Source organism: Staphylococcus sp. Marseille-Q1834 (assembly GCF_916858875.1).
GTDB classification, from domain to species: domain Bacteria; phylum Bacillota; class Bacilli; order Staphylococcales; family Staphylococcaceae; genus Staphylococcus; species Staphylococcus pragensis.
In genome coordinates this window covers 783,127-802,231 of the sequence record NZ_CAKASN010000001.1, presented here as the reverse complement: position 1 = coordinate 802,231, position 19,105 = coordinate 783,127, and the positions used below count along the sequence as shown (strand labels likewise).

The 19,105-nt window shown below is 31.0% G+C and carries 14 protein-coding genes and 2 pseudogenes; 9 read left to right on the top strand and 7 right to left on the bottom strand.

The window, feature by feature from the left end; genetic code table 11:
* The first annotated feature begins 160 nt into the window (after window positions 1-160).
* The 4 genes and pseudogenes from LIX58_RS04090 (at window position 161) to LIX58_RS04075 (ending at window position 3,606) form a co-directional block, all read left to right on the top strand.
* Window positions 161-1,231 (top strand): zinc-ribbon domain-containing protein, encoded by a 1,071-nt coding sequence (locus tag LIX58_RS04090; RefSeq protein WP_154838463.1) that lies wholly within the window; start codon window positions 161-163, stop codon window positions 1,229-1,231.
* Window positions 1,231-2,601: a zinc ribbon domain-containing protein gene (locus tag LIX58_RS04085; protein ID WP_154838464.1), complete on the top strand. Its 1,371-nt coding sequence runs from the start codon at window positions 1,231-1,233 to the stop codon at window positions 2,599-2,601. Before LIX58_RS04090 ends, LIX58_RS04085 begins: the two co-directional genes overlap by 1 nt.
* 189 nt (window positions 2,602-2,790) lie before the next feature.
* Window positions 2,791-2,913, top strand: a pseudogene (locus LIX58_RS12645) (RimJ/RimL family protein N-acetyltransferase); the annotation flags it as partial.
* Between the two features lie 148 nt (window positions 2,914-3,061).
* A pseudogene (locus tag LIX58_RS04075) lies at window positions 3,062-3,606 on the top strand (GNAT family N-acetyltransferase).
* A 208-nt stretch (window positions 3,607-3,814) separates the two neighbouring features.
* Here LIX58_RS04075 and LIX58_RS04070 read toward each other — a convergent pair.
* The 7 genes from LIX58_RS04070 to LIX58_RS04040 form a co-directional block, all read right to left on the bottom strand.
* Window positions 3,815-5,371 carry a YfcC family protein gene (locus LIX58_RS04070; RefSeq protein ID WP_070673413.1) on the bottom strand — a complete coding sequence of 519 codons (1,557 nt, stop codon included), beginning with the start codon at window positions 5,369-5,371 and terminating at the stop codon, window positions 3,815-3,817.
* Between the two features lie 123 nt (window positions 5,372-5,494).
* Window positions 5,495-6,424, bottom strand: coding sequence for a carbamate kinase (arcC, locus tag LIX58_RS04065; RefSeq protein ID WP_070673429.1), 930 nt, complete (start codon window positions 6,422-6,424; stop codon window positions 5,495-5,497).
* 18 nt (window positions 6,425-6,442) lie between these two features.
* Window positions 6,443-7,441 carry an ornithine carbamoyltransferase gene (gene argF / locus LIX58_RS04060; RefSeq protein ID WP_070673411.1) on the bottom strand — a complete coding sequence of 333 codons (999 nt, stop codon included), beginning with the start codon at window positions 7,439-7,441 and terminating at the stop codon, window positions 6,443-6,445.
* A gap of 20 nt (window positions 7,442-7,461) precedes the next feature.
* Window positions 7,462-8,160, bottom strand: coding sequence for a Crp/Fnr family transcriptional regulator (locus LIX58_RS04055; protein WP_154838414.1), 699 nt, complete (start codon window positions 8,158-8,160; stop codon window positions 7,462-7,464).
* Window positions 8,161-8,201: 41 nt separating this feature from the next.
* Window positions 8,202-9,620: an arginine-ornithine antiporter gene (arcD, locus tag LIX58_RS04050; RefSeq protein WP_145421521.1), complete on the bottom strand. Its 1,419-nt coding sequence runs from the start codon at window positions 9,618-9,620 to the stop codon at window positions 8,202-8,204.
* A gap of 85 nt (window positions 9,621-9,705) precedes the next feature.
* Complete coding sequence (gene arcA, locus LIX58_RS04045) at window positions 9,706-10,941, bottom strand: arginine deiminase (RefSeq protein ID WP_070673405.1); 1,236 nt, start codon at window positions 10,939-10,941, stop codon at window positions 9,706-9,708.
* A gap of 244 nt (window positions 10,942-11,185) precedes the next feature.
* Complete coding sequence (locus tag LIX58_RS04040; protein WP_154838413.1) at window positions 11,186-11,647, bottom strand: arginine repressor; 462 nt, start codon at window positions 11,645-11,647, stop codon at window positions 11,186-11,188.
* A 711-nt stretch (window positions 11,648-12,358) separates the two neighbouring features.
* Here LIX58_RS04040 and LIX58_RS04035 point away from each other — a divergent pair.
* The 5 genes from LIX58_RS04035 to LIX58_RS04015 all read left to right on the top strand — a co-directional run bounded on the left by LIX58_RS04035 (window position 12,359) and on the right by LIX58_RS04015 (window position 18,974).
* Entirely contained in the window at window positions 12,359-15,151 is a 2,793-nt protein-coding gene (locus LIX58_RS04035; protein ID WP_226386105.1) for a type I restriction endonuclease subunit R, read from the top strand.
* Between the two features lie 90 nt (window positions 15,152-15,241).
* Window positions 15,242-15,823 carry a restriction endonuclease subunit S gene (locus LIX58_RS04030; protein WP_226386104.1) on the top strand — a complete coding sequence of 194 codons (582 nt, stop codon included), beginning with the start codon at window positions 15,242-15,244 and terminating at the stop codon, window positions 15,821-15,823.
* Window positions 15,824-17,380: a type I restriction-modification system subunit M gene (locus tag LIX58_RS04025; protein WP_226386103.1), complete on the top strand. Its 1,557-nt coding sequence runs from the start codon at window positions 15,824-15,826 to the stop codon at window positions 17,378-17,380. It begins immediately after the preceding gene.
* The gene (locus tag LIX58_RS04020) at window positions 17,373-18,545 is read left to right on the top strand and encodes a restriction endonuclease subunit S (protein ID WP_226386102.1); all 1,173 of its coding nucleotides are present in this window, start codon (window positions 17,373-17,375) and stop codon (window positions 18,543-18,545) included. The genes LIX58_RS04025 and LIX58_RS04020 overlap by 8 nt, the downstream gene beginning before the upstream one ends.
* Before the next feature lie 45 nt (window positions 18,546-18,590).
* Entirely contained in the window at window positions 18,591-18,974 is a 384-nt protein-coding gene (locus tag LIX58_RS04015; RefSeq protein WP_226386101.1) for a hypothetical protein, read from the top strand.
* The last annotated feature ends 131 nt before the right edge of the window (window positions 18,975-19,105 follow it).

Here is a 19,105-nt window from a genome sequence, read left to right as displayed (position 1 = left end):
TGAGTTATCGGTATTTAAGACTATTTAAATTTATTTTTAATAAACATAAAACTACCTATAAAGTTTATTAATAAAATTTTTTGATTTTTTGTAGAAAGCAATACAAATAAAATGATATAATTTTTAAAGATTATGAAATTTAATATTGGGAGGTAACATTATGCATTGTCCAAATTGTGGGAATCCGGTTGAGTCTAATGACTTATTTTGCGGAGAATGCGGACATAAAATTGACAGACAATCACAAACCGTAAACTCTGCCAAAGAAGACATTTCTAATGCAACTTCAAATTCCACGTCTAAGACAACCAATGAATCACATTCAGACGCTAACCATACGTCATCACAAATGTCATCTAAAGAAACATATTCAAGAAAAGGTAATTTACATTCTGAACAAGATAATCATTCAGCTTCTCTTGAAAAATCACCTCAACATGAGAATCAACAAAAGACTCCGCAGGCTAATCAACCAGGTAATTCAAAACAGCAACAACAATCTCACACACAAACATCTTCTACATATCAGAATGACACCCATCAACAACAACCTGCGCATCATCAATCAAATCAACAACAAAATCAATTGAGTGAACATGCTAAAGAAGTTACAGAAGAAAGTAAAGGTTTCTTTAAAAGTGCCTTTGTTGCACCAGACCAAATAATTAAAAGTAATCATGCCTTTAGTTTTAAATTATTATTATCACTTTTAGTTATTGGCTTTTTAGTGGTAGCTATCTTGCTCGGTACGATTATTCCAGATGAAATCTATCAATTAGGAACATCTAAAGGAAGCTTTGTTTCATCTCTTGTACTTGGTATTATTCTATTTTTAGCAGTCATTGTAGGGGCTACTTACGCAATTACTCGTTTAGTGGTCAAACAACCTATTTCATTTAGAAAAGTACTATCAGATTATGTGCTTATTAACAGTGTAACTGTAGCACTTTTAGTCGTTGTATTTATTTTATTCATAGTAAATTCATATAGCTTTGGTACTGGCGTCTTTATGTTATCTCTATTTTTATTTGTGATATCAGGCGTTTATATGATAGCTAAGTATAGTGCTCAGTATGATACTAAATTTTCTAGTTTTTACGGAATTATTTTATTTTTAATCATTATCTTCTTATTTACTAGCATTTTTGGAGAGTCATTATTTAACCAATTATTTAGAAACTTATTAGAAAGATTAGGAGACATATTTGATGGGGGAGGCTCAATGTATTAATGAAGTATTGTAGTAACTGTGGTCAACCACTACGTGAAGGTGTAAAAGTTTGTACTAATTGTGGAGAACCAGTTCGTGGAGCTAAGCAACATTCATCACAGACTCATCAAAATAAAAGTCAACAAACTCATTCAACGCAACACTCTCCACATCAACACCATCAAAAAGGGTCTCAACAACATAACAATAATAAAAAAACATGGATTATTTTAGCAATCATTGCTGTAGTTCTTATTGCTTTAATAGTTTTATTTTCAATTCTAAAAAGTCAATTTTCACCTGAAAAACAAGCATCAACGATAGCACAGTCAATAAAAAAAGATGATGCAAAGTCCTTGTCTAACAAGTTAACAACAGAAGAAGGAAATCAGTTGAATGAAGAAGAAGCACGTGCTTATTTAGATTATATTAAATCTGAGGATAGTTTAGATAATGTTGGTAACAAAGTAGAACAAAATGCGAAAGATTTAAAACATAATCACTATAATGACGTATCAGTCGATGCTAATGGTAACAATGTACTTAATATCAAAAAAGATGGTAAGAAGTATATGTTCTTCGATAACTATCAATTCAATGTACCTCAACATTCTGTAAGTATCTATCCAAGTGATAGTGGGAAAATAACTTATGAATTAAATGGTGAAAAACACACTACTGACGTCGAGCAAGACAGAAATAAAACACTAGGCACATTTCCAATTGGTAATTATAATTTGAAAGCTACCAAAGAAATGGATGGTAAAAAATTTAAAGGTGCGCTTATGATTGATATGGGCAAAGATGCTTCTACTGCATATGAATCATTTAAACAAAAACGTTTCACTGTTAATATTGACGGAGACTCTATGTTAGATAATGTGAAAGTTTATGCCAATGATAAAGAAATTGGAGATGAATCATCTTATGATACATATGGTCCTTATGATCCAGATGAAAAAGTAACTGTATATGCACAAGGAACTTATGAAGGTAAATCATTTAGATCTAATTCTGTTAATGTGACAAATCCTACTGATGAAGACAATGACGTAACGACAGTTGATTTATCATTTGATGAAGATGAAATTGATAACTATATTGATGAAAAAGATAAAGCATCTGAAGAAGATGAAGATGACGATAGCGATTCTAGTTCAGAAGAAGTAACACGTGATAATGTTATTGATAAAGTAGAATCTTATGAAGGTCATACATTAGATACTGATACGTACACCTATAAAGAACCTGAAATAACAGACGATGGTAAATGGGGATTCTCATTTACAGATAAAGATGGTGAATTAGCAGGCTCATATACTGTAGATAGAGACGATGGTTATGTTACGGAATATGATGAACATGGCGATAAAGTTGGTTCAGGATATTAGAATATATAACTAATTAAATAAAATTTAGAAGTGGGATAGTGAATCTATTAAATAGCTAGCTATCTCACTATTTTGTTTATTAAAATACTTAGTATATTAAAAATTAAAGTAAATTACATAGAAAAATGTGATAATATAAATATAATTTACTGAATAATTAGAAATTTTTGACTGGAGGGGATAGGGATGATGTTTGGGTACGAAGTCAATGAACATGTGAAGTTAAAGATTTTAGAAGAACGTGAAGCGGATCAACTTTTCAAATTAGTAGATAGCAATCGTGAGTATTTAGGGGAGTTCTTGCCATTTGTAGCGTACACCACTGAGGTTGAACACAGTAAGAAGTTTATTCAGTCGGCGTTGCAACAATTTACACGTGGCGATGGCTTTCCATATCCTCTTTAGTAGCGGTTTTTTTTAAGGTTCATTAATAATTATATAAGCGGGTGGGATAGTTATGATCTTTGGATATCAAATTAATGAACGGTTAAAATTAAAGATATTAGAAGAACGAGAAGCAGGGCAGTTATTTAAATTAGTAGATAGTAACCGCAAATATCTAGCGGAATTTTTACCTTTTGTCGAACATACAAAGAGGGTGGAAGATAGTAAACACTTTATCCATTCAGCGTTACAACAATTTATCGATGGTAATGGATTTCATTGTGGAATATGGAGTGATAAAGAACTGATTGGTGTTATTGGATTACATTATTTAGACTTAGTTAATAAACGTACCTCGATTGGTTATTACTTAGCTGAAGGTTTCCAAAAGAAAGGCATCATGACTAGATGCACTAAAGCACTTATTCAATATGTATATGAAGAATATGATATTAATCGAATCGAAATACGAATGACTACTAAAAATAAGAAAAGCCGAGCTATACCTTATATAGACTGAGATTTACACAAGAAGGCATATTGAGAAGCGATGAGTGTTTATTAGGGGTATTTTCAGATAGTTATGTGTATAGTCTGCTCAGAGAAGAATATTACAAATAATCAATCATCTAATTTACAAAAAAATTTAGTTTATTCAATAACTTTAAACATGAAATCAACAAAGCCTCCGGCATTTCATGAGGGAGGCTTTATTCTTTCATAAATAATTATTTAATATCAATAAAGGTAGATAAATAATTAGCTTTCAATTAAATAATTAAAACAGGTTAGACTATTGATTTAGACTAACCTGTTAAAAGTAACAAATTTAAGAATAAATTAAAACTTGTGTAATCAGTAAGCCACCGCCAAATAGTAAGACAAATGCGACAACAGGCCATACAAAACGTAACCAGTGTGAGTAACGCATATTTAACATTTGAAGTGTTGCCATCACAAGTCCAGTAGGTGCTAAAAATAACATAGCATACTGACCAAATTGATATGTTGTAACAATAACAAATCTTGGTATACCTACTGTATCAGCTAATGGTGCAAAGATTGGCATAGATAGTACTGCTAATCCAGATGAGGATGGAACGATAAATCCTAAACAGAAAAAGATAAAGAGTAGAACAATGATAAATAATGGACCACTCATATTTTCTACGATAGATGATGAGAAGTTCAAAATTGTATCAGAAATCATTCCTTTATTAAGTACTAAATTGATACCTCGAGCTAAGCCAATAATTAAAGATACACCAACTAAACTTGAAGCGCCATTAACGAATGCGTCTACAGTACCTTTTTCTCCTAATCCGTATTTACCAGTACCAGCAATAAACATGATAATGATGGTAAAGATTAAGAATGCAGATGCCATGATTGGAAACCACCAACCTTGTGTCATCACACCCCAAACCATAATCGGGAACGGTAAAACAAAAAGTGTAAGAATGATTTTTTTACGAAGTGAAAACGTAGATGAACTATTATTATTCATTACAGACCATTGCTTTTCAAATTCTTTCTTATCTTCATAAGCGTATGAAGCTTTAGGATCTTTTTTAATTTTTTTACAATACCAGAATAAATAACCAACTACAAAGATAGCACCGACTATACAAGCCCCTATTCTCCAATATAATCCATCTGTAAAAGTTGTACCTGCTGCATTTGAAGCAATAACAACTGAGAATGGGTTGATTGTTGAGAATGTACTACCAACTGAGCTTGCTAGGAAAATTGCACCAACTGAGACGATAGAATCATATCCAAGTGCAATAAAAATTGGCACTAGTACAGGATAAAATGCAACGGCTTCTTCTTCAATACCACAAAGCGTACCACCCAGAATCATTAAAATTGAAACGAACGCAATTAACATAAATTCATGGCCTTTAGTCTTTTGTGTTAAAGCTAATAATCCAGACTCGAACGATCCACTTGCTTGAACAACACCAATGAGTCCACCTAGTACAAGAATGAATACCATAATATCTACAGCTTCAATCGTTCCTTTTACCATACTACTGGTAATTTGATCTAGACCAGCGGGATGTTGTTTTAATCGTTCATAAGTATTAGGAATAGAAACAGGTTTGTTAATAGCACCTGATTTAAATTGTTCAATTTTTATTTTTACTCCCATTTTATTGAGTTCTTTTTGTGTTCCAGGAACTTTTTTAACTTGATTATGTGGATTAACTATTTTCAACTCTTGAGATGAAGGCTCATAAGAGAGCTTTGAATAAGCCCCAGCGGGAATAATCCAAGTTGCAATTACAGCTATAACAGTTAATATAAAAAGAATCATAAATGCTCCTGGCATTCTGAAGCTAAAACGCTTTTTCTTTTTGTTTTTATTGATTACTTGGTCCAACAGTTTCATCTCCTTCAACAACTAACGTATGATGTAAAACCACTTAATAATAAAAAAACAAAAGAGCCTCCTGGGGCTATAGGCTCTTTTGTTTGTAGCAAAATGGAGTATAGTATTATAATTTTAATTTTTAATTAATGTTCCAATTTTGCCGTCTAATGCGTCTCCTAATCCTGCTAGAGAGGTAATCAAAACACTGCCTTCAGTATTTTTTTCAAGGAATTGAAGTGCAGCTTCAACTTTTGGAAGCATACTACCTTTAGCAAATTGGCCATCAGCAATATGTTTTTTAATTTCATCAACAGTTACTTCACCAAGACCTTCTTGGTTTTCTTTTCCGTAATTGATGTAAACATAATCTACAGCAGTTAAGATAATGAGTTGATCAGATTGTAAATGTGCTGCTAATAAAGCGCTCGTTTTATCTTTATCAATAACTGCATCAACGCCTTTATAATTGTTATCTTCTTTAACTACTGGAATACCGCCACCGCCGGCTGCTATAACTAGTGTTCCATTTGTGATTAATGTTTCAATACTATCTAATTCAACTATATTTATAGGTTGAGGAGATGGAACGACACGACGATAACCGCGTCCAGAATCTTCTACGAAAGTATAACCTTTTTCTTCCATAGTTTTATCGGCTTGCTCTTTTGTATAAAATAGTCCTATTGGTTTCGTTGGATTATGAAATGCAGGATCATCTTCAGAAACTTCAACTTGTGTCACTAATGTGACCACTTCTTTATCAATACCTAATGCATGTAATTCATTTAACAAACTTTCTTGCATTTGATAGCCAATATAAGCTTGACTCATAGCTCCGCATTCAGGGAAAGGGAATGGAGGGCCTTGTTTGTTCTCAGCGGCATAGTTTAAACCTAAGTTAATACTTCCAACTTGTGGACCGTTACCATGACTAATTACAATTTCATATCCTTTATTAATTAAACTTACTAGAGATTTAGCTGTACTTTTTAATAAATCTAATTGCTCTTTAGGAGATTGTCCTAAGGCATTTCCGCCTAAAGCTACGACGATTTTAGACATTGTATCTCCACCTTTCATTTATTCTCCCAAAGTTGCTACCATAACTGCTTTTATTGTATGTGCTCTATTTTCTGCTTCTTGGAAAACAACTGATTGTTCACTTTCAAATACTTCATTTGTTACTTCCATTTCAGTTAGACCATATTTTTCTTGAATTTGTTTACCGATTATTGTTTCAGTATCATGGAATGATGGTAAGCAATGTTCAAAAATTGTATGTGGATTACCTGTTTTTTTCATTAATTCTTTAGTTACACGGTATGGTTCTAATAATTTGATACGTTTTTCCCAAACTTCATCAGGTTCACCCATAGATACCCAAACATCTGTGTAAATTACATCAGATCCTTTGACACCTTCATCAATATCGTCAGTTATAAGGATTTCACCACCGTTTTTTTCAGCTATATCATTACAACGATTTAATAATTCATCAGTTGGATTTAGCTCTTTAGGACATACGAGATGGAAAGTCATGCCCATGATTGCTGCTCCTTGCATTAAGGCATTTGCAACGTTATTACGTCCATCTCCAACATATGTGAAGTTAATTTCATTATATGGCTTTTTCAATACTTCTTTAGCTGTTAAAAAATCAGCAAGTACTTGCGTAGGATGATCTTCGTCAGTTAAACCATTCCATACTGGCACTCCAGAATATTTTGCTAAGTCTTCTACTACTCGTTGTGAGAATCCTCGATATTCTATGCCATCATACATTCCGCCTAATACACGAGCTGTATCTTTAGCAGATTCTTTTTTACCCATTTGAGAACCTGTAGGTCCAAGATACGTCACATGTGCACCTTGATCATAAGCGGCTGTTTCAAATGCACATCGTGTACGTGTTGAATCTTTTTCAAAAAGTAGAGCGATATTTTTACCTTTCATTTTTTGTTGTTCTATTCCTGCATATTTTGCGCGTTTAAGATCTTCAGATAAATTAAGTAAAAATTCCATTTCTTTTTGTGTAAAGTCTAACAAAGTTAAAAAGCTTCTATTTCTTAAATTTTTCATTTTGAATATCTCCTTTTAAATTAATAGTTACTTTTTTTTATAATCCAATTTCTTTTATCTTGATATATAATATTTTCCATTTTTAATTCTCTAATTATTTCACCAGTAGTTTTTCTGTTAAGTCCAGATAAATTACTTATTAATTGAATAGTCATAATTTGTTTTAATTCATAGAATTCTCCATTATCATCTCCAATTGAAAGGCATAAAATTCGTAGTATTCTTTCAATTCTTTCTTTAGCTGAATTAGCTCTTAACGCCATAATATATTCTACTTGAAATTGAATAGTCTCATTAAGTTTCTTGAAGAGACTTTCAAATATTTCATTATGCTTTCTACATAAATACTCAAGTAAAACTTTCGGTAAAGTTAATATTTTACAATCTGTCAAAGCTGTACATATTTCATATGGTGCAGGGGTTTCATTAAATATGAAGTTCATTGGAAATATATTTTCATCTTTACTTAATCTTAAATAATTGTCACCAGTAATATTAGAACATTCATGTAAAATACAACCATTTACTAAAAAGTATACAAATTTTATTTGATCAGTTGAATGATATATGACTTGTCCTTTTTTATATTGATAAAGTGTAAAATCCTCTTTATAAGGTCTAATAATACTAACAGGAATATTTAAGTATGATGCTAATTGTTTAAGATTATTATCCAATTCGTATTCTGAATTTTTAATATAAATATTTTCTTCATACATAACTATAAGCCCCTTGAAAATTGCTTCGTTTTAATCATAACTTAAAACACAGAAATACTACCTGTAATCAAACGAATTAGTCCTATTATTGCAAGTACAATAATTAATATGAATAACGTATAATCTAATTTTGTCAAATTTTTATTATTATCTTTTTGTACGTAGCTATATACGAATAATCCAGGTATATATAACAACATCGTTAATAGTAAATAATCTAATCCAGCTGCATAAACCAACCAAATTGTGTAAATAGATGCAATAATTCCTATTATCCATTGTTTCAAACTAGCTTTAGATTTATTTTGAATAGTATATTTGACCTGGTAAAAAGCACTGAATGTATATGGAATTAAGATTGCACTTGAAGCAAGTGAAAACGCAAACTGATAGGCGCTATCTGTAAACAACATACTAATTAAAAATAACTGGACTAGTATATTAGTAATAATTAAAGCGTTGACCGGAGCTTTATTTTTATTTTCTTTAGCAAACCATTTCGGGAATAGTCCATCTTTAGCTACAATAAAAGGTAATTCACCAGCTAGTAATGTCCATCCCAACCAAGCCCCTAAAACAGAGATAATTAAACCTATATTAACTAGTACTGAACCCCAATGACCTACAATATGTTCTAATACTTGTGCCATTGATGGATTAGCAAGTTTTGAAATTTGGTTCTGTTGAATTACACCTTGGGCTAGTACAGTCATTAAGAAATAAATGACTAGTACAGAAATCAAACCAATAACGGTAGCAGTTCCTACATCTTTTTTAGACTTTGCACGTCCAGAAAAGACAACGGCTCCTTCAATCCCAGTGAATACCCACACAGTTACTAACATAGTACTTTTTACTTGTGCCATTGTGTCTCCCCAACTAAAAACACCAACACTTCCGCTAGTCATACCATAAAAACCAGATTTAAAAGTACTGAAGTTGAATACAACTATCATGCATATAATAACTAGAAATATAGGTATTAATTTAGCTACTGTAACAATACTATTTATAAACGCTGCAGTTTCTACACCTCTAAGTATTAAAAAATGTACACCCCATAATAAAATTGATGCTATGATAATACTTGGAAGTGTGTTACCACCTTTAAATATAGGGAAAAAGTTACCCACAGCTGACATTAATAGGGTTGCATAAGCCACATTACCTAGAAATGCTGCAAACCAATATCCCCAAGCACTTGAAAAACCAATAAAATCTCCAAACCCTGTTTGAGCATAACTATAAATTCCTCCATCAAGATCTGGTCGCTCATTAGTTAAATTTTGAAATACGAAAGCAAGAGAAATCATACCAATAGCAGTTATTATCCAACCTATAATTATTGCAAGTCCACCAGCTTGGCCACCCATATCTGAGATGATATTGAATGCACCACCGCCTATCATAGAGCCTATGACTAAACCAATTAAGGAAGTTTTACCTAATTTATTATCCATATTAATCTCCCCTAATAAGAGTGGTAAAAATCTTGTTATTTGATTTAATGAATGAATTACTTGTGACTTTTACCACCTTTCAAATTTAAATATCTTCTCTAAATAACGGCTGACTCATACATCTTGGACCTCCACGTCCACGTACAAGCTCACTACCAGTAATTTCAATCACTTTAATTCCTTTGTCGCGTAAAAGTTGGTTTGATACATAATTGCGATCGTATGTCACCACAACCCCTGGTCGAATACATAATGTGTTTGAGCCATCATTCCATTGTTCACGTGCACCATCAATAACATCGCCATTACCTGTTGGAATAAAGTCCACTTTTTCTACTTCTAGAACTTCAGCAAGTGTTTTACGTAACTTGCTAGAACGAGTAATTTTTATATCGTCCTTACCATCATTTTGTTCTATAGTAAATATATTCATATTATTTTCTTCTTTAAATATTGCTGCATGTACTGTAAACTTATCGTAGTCAATCATAGTTAGTACTGTATCTAGATGCATAAATGTACGTGTATTAGGTATTTCAATAGCTACGATTTTTTTAAAACTTGTGTTTGCATCTTTGAAAATATTACGTGCTAACTTTTCTATTGCTTGAGCTGATGTACGTTCTGATATACCAATAGCTAAAACATCTTTAGATAATACTAATTCATCTCCACCTTCAATATTAAATGGTGAGTTACGATCTAACCATACTGGCACATCTTTATCTTTAAATCTTGGATGATGTTTCAGTATATATGTCATAAAAATAGATTCTCTACGTCGTGCTCTCCAATACATTCTGTTAATTGTCATTCCTCTACCAATTGAAGCTTGGGGATCTCTTGTAAAATAAAGGTTGGGCATTGGATCTAAGTAAAATGGATATCTATCATCCATATACTCTACTAAATGAGTTGTTTCAAGTTGAATTTCTTCTTTACGTACGCCAGCCATGATTTTATTAATAAGCTCTTGGTCAGATAACTTTGAAAAGAATTCTTTAATTTCAGTTTCATGACCCAGTATTGTCTTTTTAGATTCTGCTAATATGTCGTTTATGAAGTTCTCGCGTACTTCTGGCTCAGTAATAGATTCTGCTGCAAGTTTTTCTAAATAAACTACTTCGATTCCTTCATCTCTCAAAGTTTGAGCAAATTTGTCATGCTCTTCTTGTGCAACTTTTAAGTAGGGAATATCATCGAATAATAAACCACTTAAATGATCAGGTACTAAATTTTCTAATTCTTTTCCTGGTCTTTTTAACAACACAGTTTTCAATTTGCCTATTTCACTATTTACTTGAATGGGTCCTTGTACCATTTCAAATTCCTCCTTTGATTTATTACATTTACATTATAAAGCGCTTTCAAAAAGTATTATGTGATTTAATTCACAATTATTTAGGGAGTTTTTTCACATATATAGATTTATTCAATGCAAAATTTTGTATAAATATATACTTCTTTACTAAATAATAGTGAAAAATTGAAAAATCTAGTAATGAAATATTATCTTATTTGAATAAAAAAGTTTTTTATTCATTTTTTTGTATTGGTAATCATTACTATATATTTAATTTTGAAGAGAATAATTGATAATAAATAAATTGTGCTATTTCACTAGATGATGTCAAAATCATTAAGTTATCATTGCCTCCAATAGTTCCTAGTATTTCTTTTAATAGTAATTGATCTATGTAATAACCTATACTTTGAGCAAATCCAGGGGACGTTTTTATTAAAATATAGTTACTTAGTATTGTGATTTTAAGAATTTCATCACTTAATGTTTCTAATTGTTTTTTCGCGTTTAATTGGTACGTTCGATTTATTTTTTTGTAAATATACTTTTTGTTTTTAGTAGGAATTTTGTAAATTCCTAATTCCTGTAAATCCTGAGAAATAGTAGTCAAGCTATAACAAACTCCAAAATGTTTTTCCATGTAGTCTAATATTTGTTTTTTTGTATTAAATTGATTCTGTTTTATAATAGTTAATATAAGATTTAAACGTTTTTCTTTTTCCATTTTTATTACTCCTTTACTATTTATTATATGTAATAGGGTTTAAATAACTGTATAAGAGTTACTTGTAAATTTCGATGTATAAGTATTTCGAAATAGCAGGATGTTTTAATAATCTTTTATATAATACTAACTTTTATAATACAATACTTAATGTTTTTTGTAATTTCACTGCATTTTACTTAAAGTAGAGATTGAAAAAATTCTTGAATTACTGAATAGTAAATAATTAAAATGGAAACTATGTGTTTATAAGTAGATTGTTTTACGGTTAAAAGAAATGGATGATTATCTAAGATTATATTCAAAATAATTTGTATGATAATAGGAAATATAAAGAGTATGTAATAAAAACTAGTCAAATTGAGATGGTTTGAAATTAAGTTTACTATGTATAAATAAAATGATCACAATATCTTATCAAAGAAATTTGATTAAATGAATTGAAAAATGAAAAAATTAATGAATAAAAGATATGGAAGTACTCATTGAAACATATTGGAAAGATACTCTAGTTTTTATGACTTAAATTAACATTACAAGTTAAGTAATGTTTAGTAAAATTATTAGTCGGATTTACAGATAAAAAGTAATAAATATACTATCTTTTAAAAAAGTTCGTTATTTCTCTAGTATAAAATAACGCGTCCAATATTAATTATTACTAAATTTTGATATATTTAAGGAAAGATTAAGTTTAGGGTGGATGAATGAATGGCTTATCAGAGTGAATATGCATTAGAAAATGAGGTACTTCAACAGCTTGAGAGTTTAGGATACGAACGAGTGAACATACATAACGTTGAACAATTACATGATAATTTTCGTAATATAATTAATGAACGTCATAAGGATAAATTAAATGGGAAACCCCTAACAGACCGTGAATTTGAACGTTTAATGACGGGGATTAACGGCAAATCTGTATTTGATAGTGCGATGCAATTACGCGATAGTTATGTACTTAAACGTGATGATGATACTGATTTATACCTAAATTTCATGAATTTAAAACAATGGTGTCAGAATAAATTCCAAGTAACTAATCAAATTAGTGTGAAAGATAAGTATAAAAGTCGTTATGATGTGACGATTTTGATTAATGGTCTACCATTAGTTCAAATAGAATTGAAGCGTAGTGGGGTAGCAATCACGGAAGCATTTAATCAAATTGAGCGTTATCGTCGTCAAAACTATACGGGTTTATTCCGATACATACAATTATTTGTCGTTAGTAACAAAATGGAAACACGCTACTACGCCAATAGTGATCGTGAAATCTTTAAGGGACAAATGTTTTATTGGAGTAATGAACAAAATGAGCGTATTAATTATCTTAAGGACTTTATTGAAGATTTCTTAGAACCATGTCACATTGCTAAGATGATTAGTCGTTATATGGTCGTCAATGAAACAGACAAAATTCTAATGGCATTACGTCCATATCAAGTCTATGCAGTGGAAGCTATTTTAAATCGTGCTTTAGAAACAAATAACAATGGTTACATTTGGCATACAACAGGTAGTGGTAAAACGCTGACTTCATTTAAAGCGAGTCAATTATTATCGCAAGAAGAAAATATTAAAAAAGTGATTTTCTTAGTCGACCGTAAGGACTTAGATAATCAAACGTTAGCTGAATTTAATAAATTCCAAGAAGACTCGGTTGATTTTACGGATAATACACGTAAATTATTGAGACAGTTAGCTGATCCAACTTTGCCTTTAATTGTAACGACGATTCAAAAAATGGCGAATGCAGTGAAGTCCAATCACTCAGTAATGGAATCGTATAAACAAGATAAAGTCATTTTTATTATTGATGAGTGTCATCGTACACAATTTGGAGATATGCATCGTTTGATTAAGCAGCATTTTGAAAATGCACAGTATTTCGGATTTACGGGGACACCACGTTTTGAAGAAAACAAGAGTCAGGATGGGCGTGCTACAGCGGACATTTTTGATAAATGTTTACATCACTATCTCATTAAAGATGCTATTAGAGACCATAATGTGCTTGGATTTTCCGTTGAATATAATCAAACATTTAATTCACATGACGATTTAGATGAAGAGTATATTTCTAAAATTAATACGTCGGAAATTTGGATGGCAGATGAACGTATTGAAGCTGTTTGTCGACATTTGATTTCAAATTATCACAAGAAAACAGATAACGGAAACTACACGTCTATGTTTGCGGTTCAAAGTATTCCAATGGCGATTAAATATTATGACACATTCCAAAGACTAAAAAACGAAGGTGTTCATGATTTAAATGTTGCAACTATTTTTACGTATCAGGCTAATGAAGATGCACAAGAGGATGATAATCATGTTCATTCAAGAGAAGTTCTCGATCGTATTATGAATGATTATAATCAAACATTTAAAACGAATTATAATACGGATAATTTCGAAGGCTATTTTTCTGACGTATCTAAGCGTATGAAAGAAGTGGTTCGTGATGACAAGATTGATATTCTTATCGTCGTTAATATGTTTTTGACTGGTTTTGATAGTAAGAAACTGAATACCCTTTACGTCGATAAAAATCTGAAACATCATGATTTAATTCAAGCTTATTCAAGAACCAATCGTGTTGAAAAGGAACGTAAGCCTTACGGTAATATTGTATGTTATCGTGATTTAAAAAAACAAACGGATGAAGCCATTGAAATTTTCTCACAAACTGACAACACAGATACAGTGTTAAGTTTATCTTACGAAGAATATTTAGAAAATTTCAAAGATATCTTACAAGATGTTTTTCAATTAGCACCAACACCTTTAGATGTTGATAAACTAGAGGCTGAAGATTTAAAAAAAGAATTTGTTATTTCGTTCCGTGATTTATCAAATACATTAATCAAGTTAAAAACCTTTGATGAATTTCAATTTACAGAAAACGAACTCGGTATTGCAGAACAAACGTATGAAGATTATAAAGGAAAATACTTAAATATTTATGAAGAAGTCATGCGTGGTAAAAAAGTGGATAATGAAGAAGCTGTTTCCGTTTTAGATGATATTGATTTCCAAGTTGAATTAATGCGTAATGATTTGATTAATGTGAAGTATATTATGGATCTCATTGGTCAAATTAATCTATCTGACGCAAAAGCACGCGATGAAAAACGTCATCAAATTCATAAGTTATTAGATAAAGCCGACGATCAACAATTACGTTTGAAAGCTGATTTGATTCGTAGCTTCTTAGATAAAGTTGTGCCGTCACTAAAAGAAGATTCCGATATTAATGAAGCCTATTATGAATTTGAAGACAAAGAAAAAACAAAAGAAATTGATGCATTTGCAGAACAAAAAGCCTTTTCTGCTATGTTACTTAACGAAGCTGTTAATGAATATGAATATAGTGGTAATATCGATCGTAAATCTATCGGTCAAAATATTTCAGAGCCTTTTATGAAACGTAAGCGAAAAACCGACGAAATTATACGGTTTATTGAAGATACCGTTGAAAAATATGGTATGGTCGAATAAATCTCACAAGAATCCTTGTATTTTTTCTTTACTACAAGGATTTTTTGTTATATACTCAATTTGTAGTAATAAAAAAATACAAATAAGAAGGTGAGTCAAATATCTCAATTATTTACGTTTCATAATGGTTCTTTAATCAATCGACTTGAGACTGTAGAAGCTTCTCAGGGTATAACATTACCTATCTATGATCAACGTATGATGGAGTTTGATGGTGGAGTGTTTCAACCGACAACACATCAACCTAAGCATGTAACCTTAAGCACAACACATCAAGCCAAGATAGTTCATACGGGTGATATCGTGATTAATATGATGACGAGTGAGTGTGTCATTGTGAGTCAACAACATCATGACAGTATTCTCCCTTATAATTATACGCATATTGAGATTGATACTGCACGCATTGATGCCAATTATTTTGTCTATTGGATGAATGCCTCATCGCAAGCAAAAAGTCAGTTAAATCAATTTAAGCAAGGGGGTTCCTTAGTTAAAAAATTAACATTGAATCAACTTAAACAACTTAAGATGGCTCTACCTCCATTAGAACAACAACAACGTATAGGAAAACTTAATGAACGACGTAGACATTTAAAGTATTTACAAGCGAAACGAACTTATTTGATGGACCAATTTTTATCAGAATATTTATTTAAGGAGGACATTTAGATGTCAACAACGGAAAAACAAAGACAACAACAAGCCGAATTACAAAAGAAATTATGGAGTATTGCGAATGATTTACGTGGAAATATGGATGCAAGCGAGTTTAGAAATTATATTTTAGGACTCATCTTTTACCGCTTCTTATCAGAAAAAACAGAAGAAGAAGTGGCTGAGTTATTAAAAGAGGACAATATTTCATATGCAGAAGCTTGGGAAGATGAAGAATATCGTGAAGCGTTACAACAAGAATTAATTAATTTAATTGGCTTTGTAATTGAACCTCAAGATTTGTTTAGTCACTTAATTCAGAAAATTGAAACTCAAACATTCGAAATCGAAGATTTGCATAAAGCGATTAATAAAATCGAAGAATCAACACGTGGTGAAGACAGTGAAGAAGACTTTGACCATTTATTCGCTGATATGGATTTAAACTCTACACGTTTAGGTAATACCAATGCAGCACGTACGAAACTTATTTCGAAAGTCATGGTTAATTTAGCTACACTTCCGTTTGTGCATAGTGATATTGAAATTGATATGTTAGGGGATGCTTATGAATATTTAATTGGCCAATTTGCAGCCAATGCAGGTAAAAAAGCGGGGGAATTCTATACGCCACAACAAGTGTCTAAAATTTTAGCTAAGATTGTCACAACGAATAAGCCTAACTTAAAAAATGTTTATGACCCAACATGTGGTTCAGGTTCATTATTATTACGTGTTGGACGTGAAGCCGATGTCCGCTTCTATTACGGTCAAGAATATAACAATACTACATTCAACTTAGCACGAATGAATATGTTACTGCATGATGTAAACTATACACGTTTTAAAATAGATAATGATGATACCTTAGAAAACCCTGCTTTTAGAGGAGAAAAATTTGATGCGGTAGTAGCCAATCCGCCTTATAGTGCGAAATGGAGTGCCGACCCATCATTTTTAGATGATGAACGCTTTAGTGGTTATGGTAAATTAGCACCGAAGTCAAAAGCAGATTTTGCCTTCATTCAACATATGATTCATTATTTAGACGATAATGGCACAATGGCTGTCGTTTTACCTCATGGCGTACTATTCCGTGGTGCAGCTGAAGGAACGATTCGTAAATATTTAATAGAAGAAAAGAATTATCTAGATGCAGTCATTGGATTACCAGCGAACCTATTCTTTGGGACAAGTATTCCAACAAGTATATTAGTATTCAAAAAATGCCGAGAAGATAGTGATAATGTATTATTCATTGATGCTTCACAATCATTCGAAAAAGGTAAAAACCAAAATCTATTGACAGATGAAGATGTCGATAAAATTGTCACAACATATCGTAATAGAGAAACAATCGATAAATTTAGCTATGTGGCTTCCTTAGATGAAATCAAAGATAACGATTATAACTTAAACATTCCAAGATACGTCGATACATTTGAAGAAGAAGAACCTATCGACTTAGACCAAGTTCAACAACAACTGTCAGATATTGATAAAGACATTGCAGAAGTTGAATCAGAAATCAACGAATATCTTAAAGAACTAGGAGTGTTAAAACATGAGTAAACACCGTAATACTCCAGAACTAAGATTTCCAGAATTTAAAGATGAGTGGAAAAATAATGAGCTTGGTAAATTATTATCTATAATTTCAGGTCACTCACCTTCTTATTATAGTGAAGGTTCTGAATATCCATTATATAAAGTGAATGATTTAAATAATAATAGTAAATTTCAGGATTACTCGGATTTGTATGTGGAAAAAAAACATACTCCTTTAAATAAAAAAGTAATAATTTTTCCTAAAAGAGGAGCTGCTATATTACTTAATAAAATAAGAATTATAAATACTCCTGGCTACATTGATACAAATCTTATGGGACTCGAGTTTAACGATGTAAATGACACTGAATTTTATTATTATGCCATATTAAGAGAAGGTCTCTATAGGATAGCGGATACATCTACTATTCCCCAAATTAACAATAAACATATTTTACCTTATAAAATTTATTCGCCTAGCTATATTGAAAAAAATAAATTAGGTAATTTTTTTAGTAAACTCGACCGCCAAATTGAGTTAGAAGAAGAGAAACTTGAACTTTTAGAGCAACAAAAGAAAGGATATATGCAAAAGATTTTCTCTCAAGAACTGCGATTTAAAGATGAGAATGGCAAAGATTATCCAGCATGGGAAATTAAAAAATTGGGAGACCTCTATAAATACCAACAGGGACAACAGATACCAGTGGAAAATCAATACAAAATACCAATTAATAATATGAAAAGATTTATAAGAATAGTAGATATTACTGAAAATCCAAAAAAAAGATATATAAAAGACCGTAAAGAAAGTGGTTTAATAAATCAAAAAGATTTAATCATGATTCGGTATGGAGCCTCAGCGGGCACGATATCAATGGGTTACGAAGGAGTTATAGCTAATAATTTATTTAAATTTGTAAAAAAACAAAATGTAGATAATAGATATTTCTATTTCTTATTAAAGAAAAGTCACTTTAAAATAAAATCTTTATCTAGTCAATCAGCTATGCCTGCACTAAATTTTAATGCTATGAATACATTAAAATTTAGTATACCGCAGTACTCAGAACAACAAAAAATAGGTGATTTTTTTAGCGAATTAGATAAATTGGTTGAGAAACAGGTTTCAAAGATTGAATTATTAAAACAACGCAAACAAGGCTTACTACAAAAAATGTTCGTTTGATACTGATAACGACCTATTATGTTAATTAAAAGGAGATAAGTATTAATGAAAGATGAAAATTTAGACATTGTTATGTCGGTGCTAATTGACATTTCTTTAAAAGCTAAGCAATTTAGATTTTTAAACCAAGAAAAAGAAAAGATAGAAAAAATACTGAAATTATTGGTTCGTGAAGAACAAATTATATTTTTAGGAAATACTTCTGCAAGTAACCAACCTTATTTGTATCTTATTCCTGAATATTATTCATTAACAAAAGAACTCATAGATGAGATAAATACAAATTTCGACTTGTACACTGAAAAAAATAATAAGTATTATAAAGTTCGTTTGAATGATTTAGGAATATTAGTGAAAATTCCTATTAGCCGTGATAGTTTTAATAAAACAGAAAAAAGTATATATGTCTCAAATGAACTGGTAGTATAACAAATTGGCCTTTATCTATAATTGAAAAATACTGTAAATATTGTTCATAAAAATATAAGAAATTAAATATAAAAAAATAATTTAAGAGCATCCCTCACCACAAAAGTGAAGGATGCTTTAATTTTAATGTA

Excerpts from the sequence above, each read along its gene's own strand:
- LIX58_RS04020 (WP_226386102.1), top strand. The coding sequence starts at position 17,373 with ATGAGTAAACACCGTAATACTCCAGAACTAAGATTTCCAGAATTTAAA.
- LIX58_RS04025 (WP_226386103.1), top strand. The coding sequence starts at position 15,824 with ATGTCAACAACGGAAAAACAAAGACAACAACAAGCCGAATTACAAAAG.
- LIX58_RS04085 (WP_154838464.1), top strand. The coding sequence starts at position 1,231 with ATGAAGTATTGTAGTAACTGTGGTCAACCACTACGTGAAGGTGTAAAA.
- arcD (WP_145421521.1), bottom strand. The coding sequence starts at position 9,620 with ATGGATAATAAATTAGGTAAAACTTCCTTAATTGGTTTAGTCATAGGC.
- LIX58_RS04040 (WP_154838413.1), bottom strand. The coding sequence starts at position 11,647 with ATGGAAAAAGAAAAACGTTTAAATCTTATATTAACTATTATAAAACAG.
- arcC (WP_070673429.1), bottom strand. The coding sequence starts at position 6,424 with ATGTCTAAAATCGTCGTAGCTTTAGGCGGAAATGCCTTAGGACAATCT.
- argF (WP_070673411.1), bottom strand. The coding sequence starts at position 7,441 with ATGAAAAATTTAAGAAATAGAAGCTTTTTAACTTTGTTAGACTTTACA.
- LIX58_RS04090 (WP_154838463.1), top strand. The coding sequence starts at position 161 with ATGCATTGTCCAAATTGTGGGAATCCGGTTGAGTCTAATGACTTATTT.
- LIX58_RS04015 (WP_226386101.1), top strand. The coding sequence starts at position 18,591 with ATGAAAGATGAAAATTTAGACATTGTTATGTCGGTGCTAATTGACATT.
- LIX58_RS04035 (WP_226386105.1), top strand. The coding sequence starts at position 12,359 with ATGGCTTATCAGAGTGAATATGCATTAGAAAATGAGGTACTTCAACAG.
- arcA (WP_070673405.1), bottom strand. The coding sequence starts at position 10,941 with ATGGTACAAGGACCCATTCAAGTAAATAGTGAAATAGGCAAATTGAAA.
- LIX58_RS04055 (WP_154838414.1), bottom strand. The coding sequence starts at position 8,160 with ATGTATGAAGAAAATATTTATATTAAAAATTCAGAATACGAATTGGAT.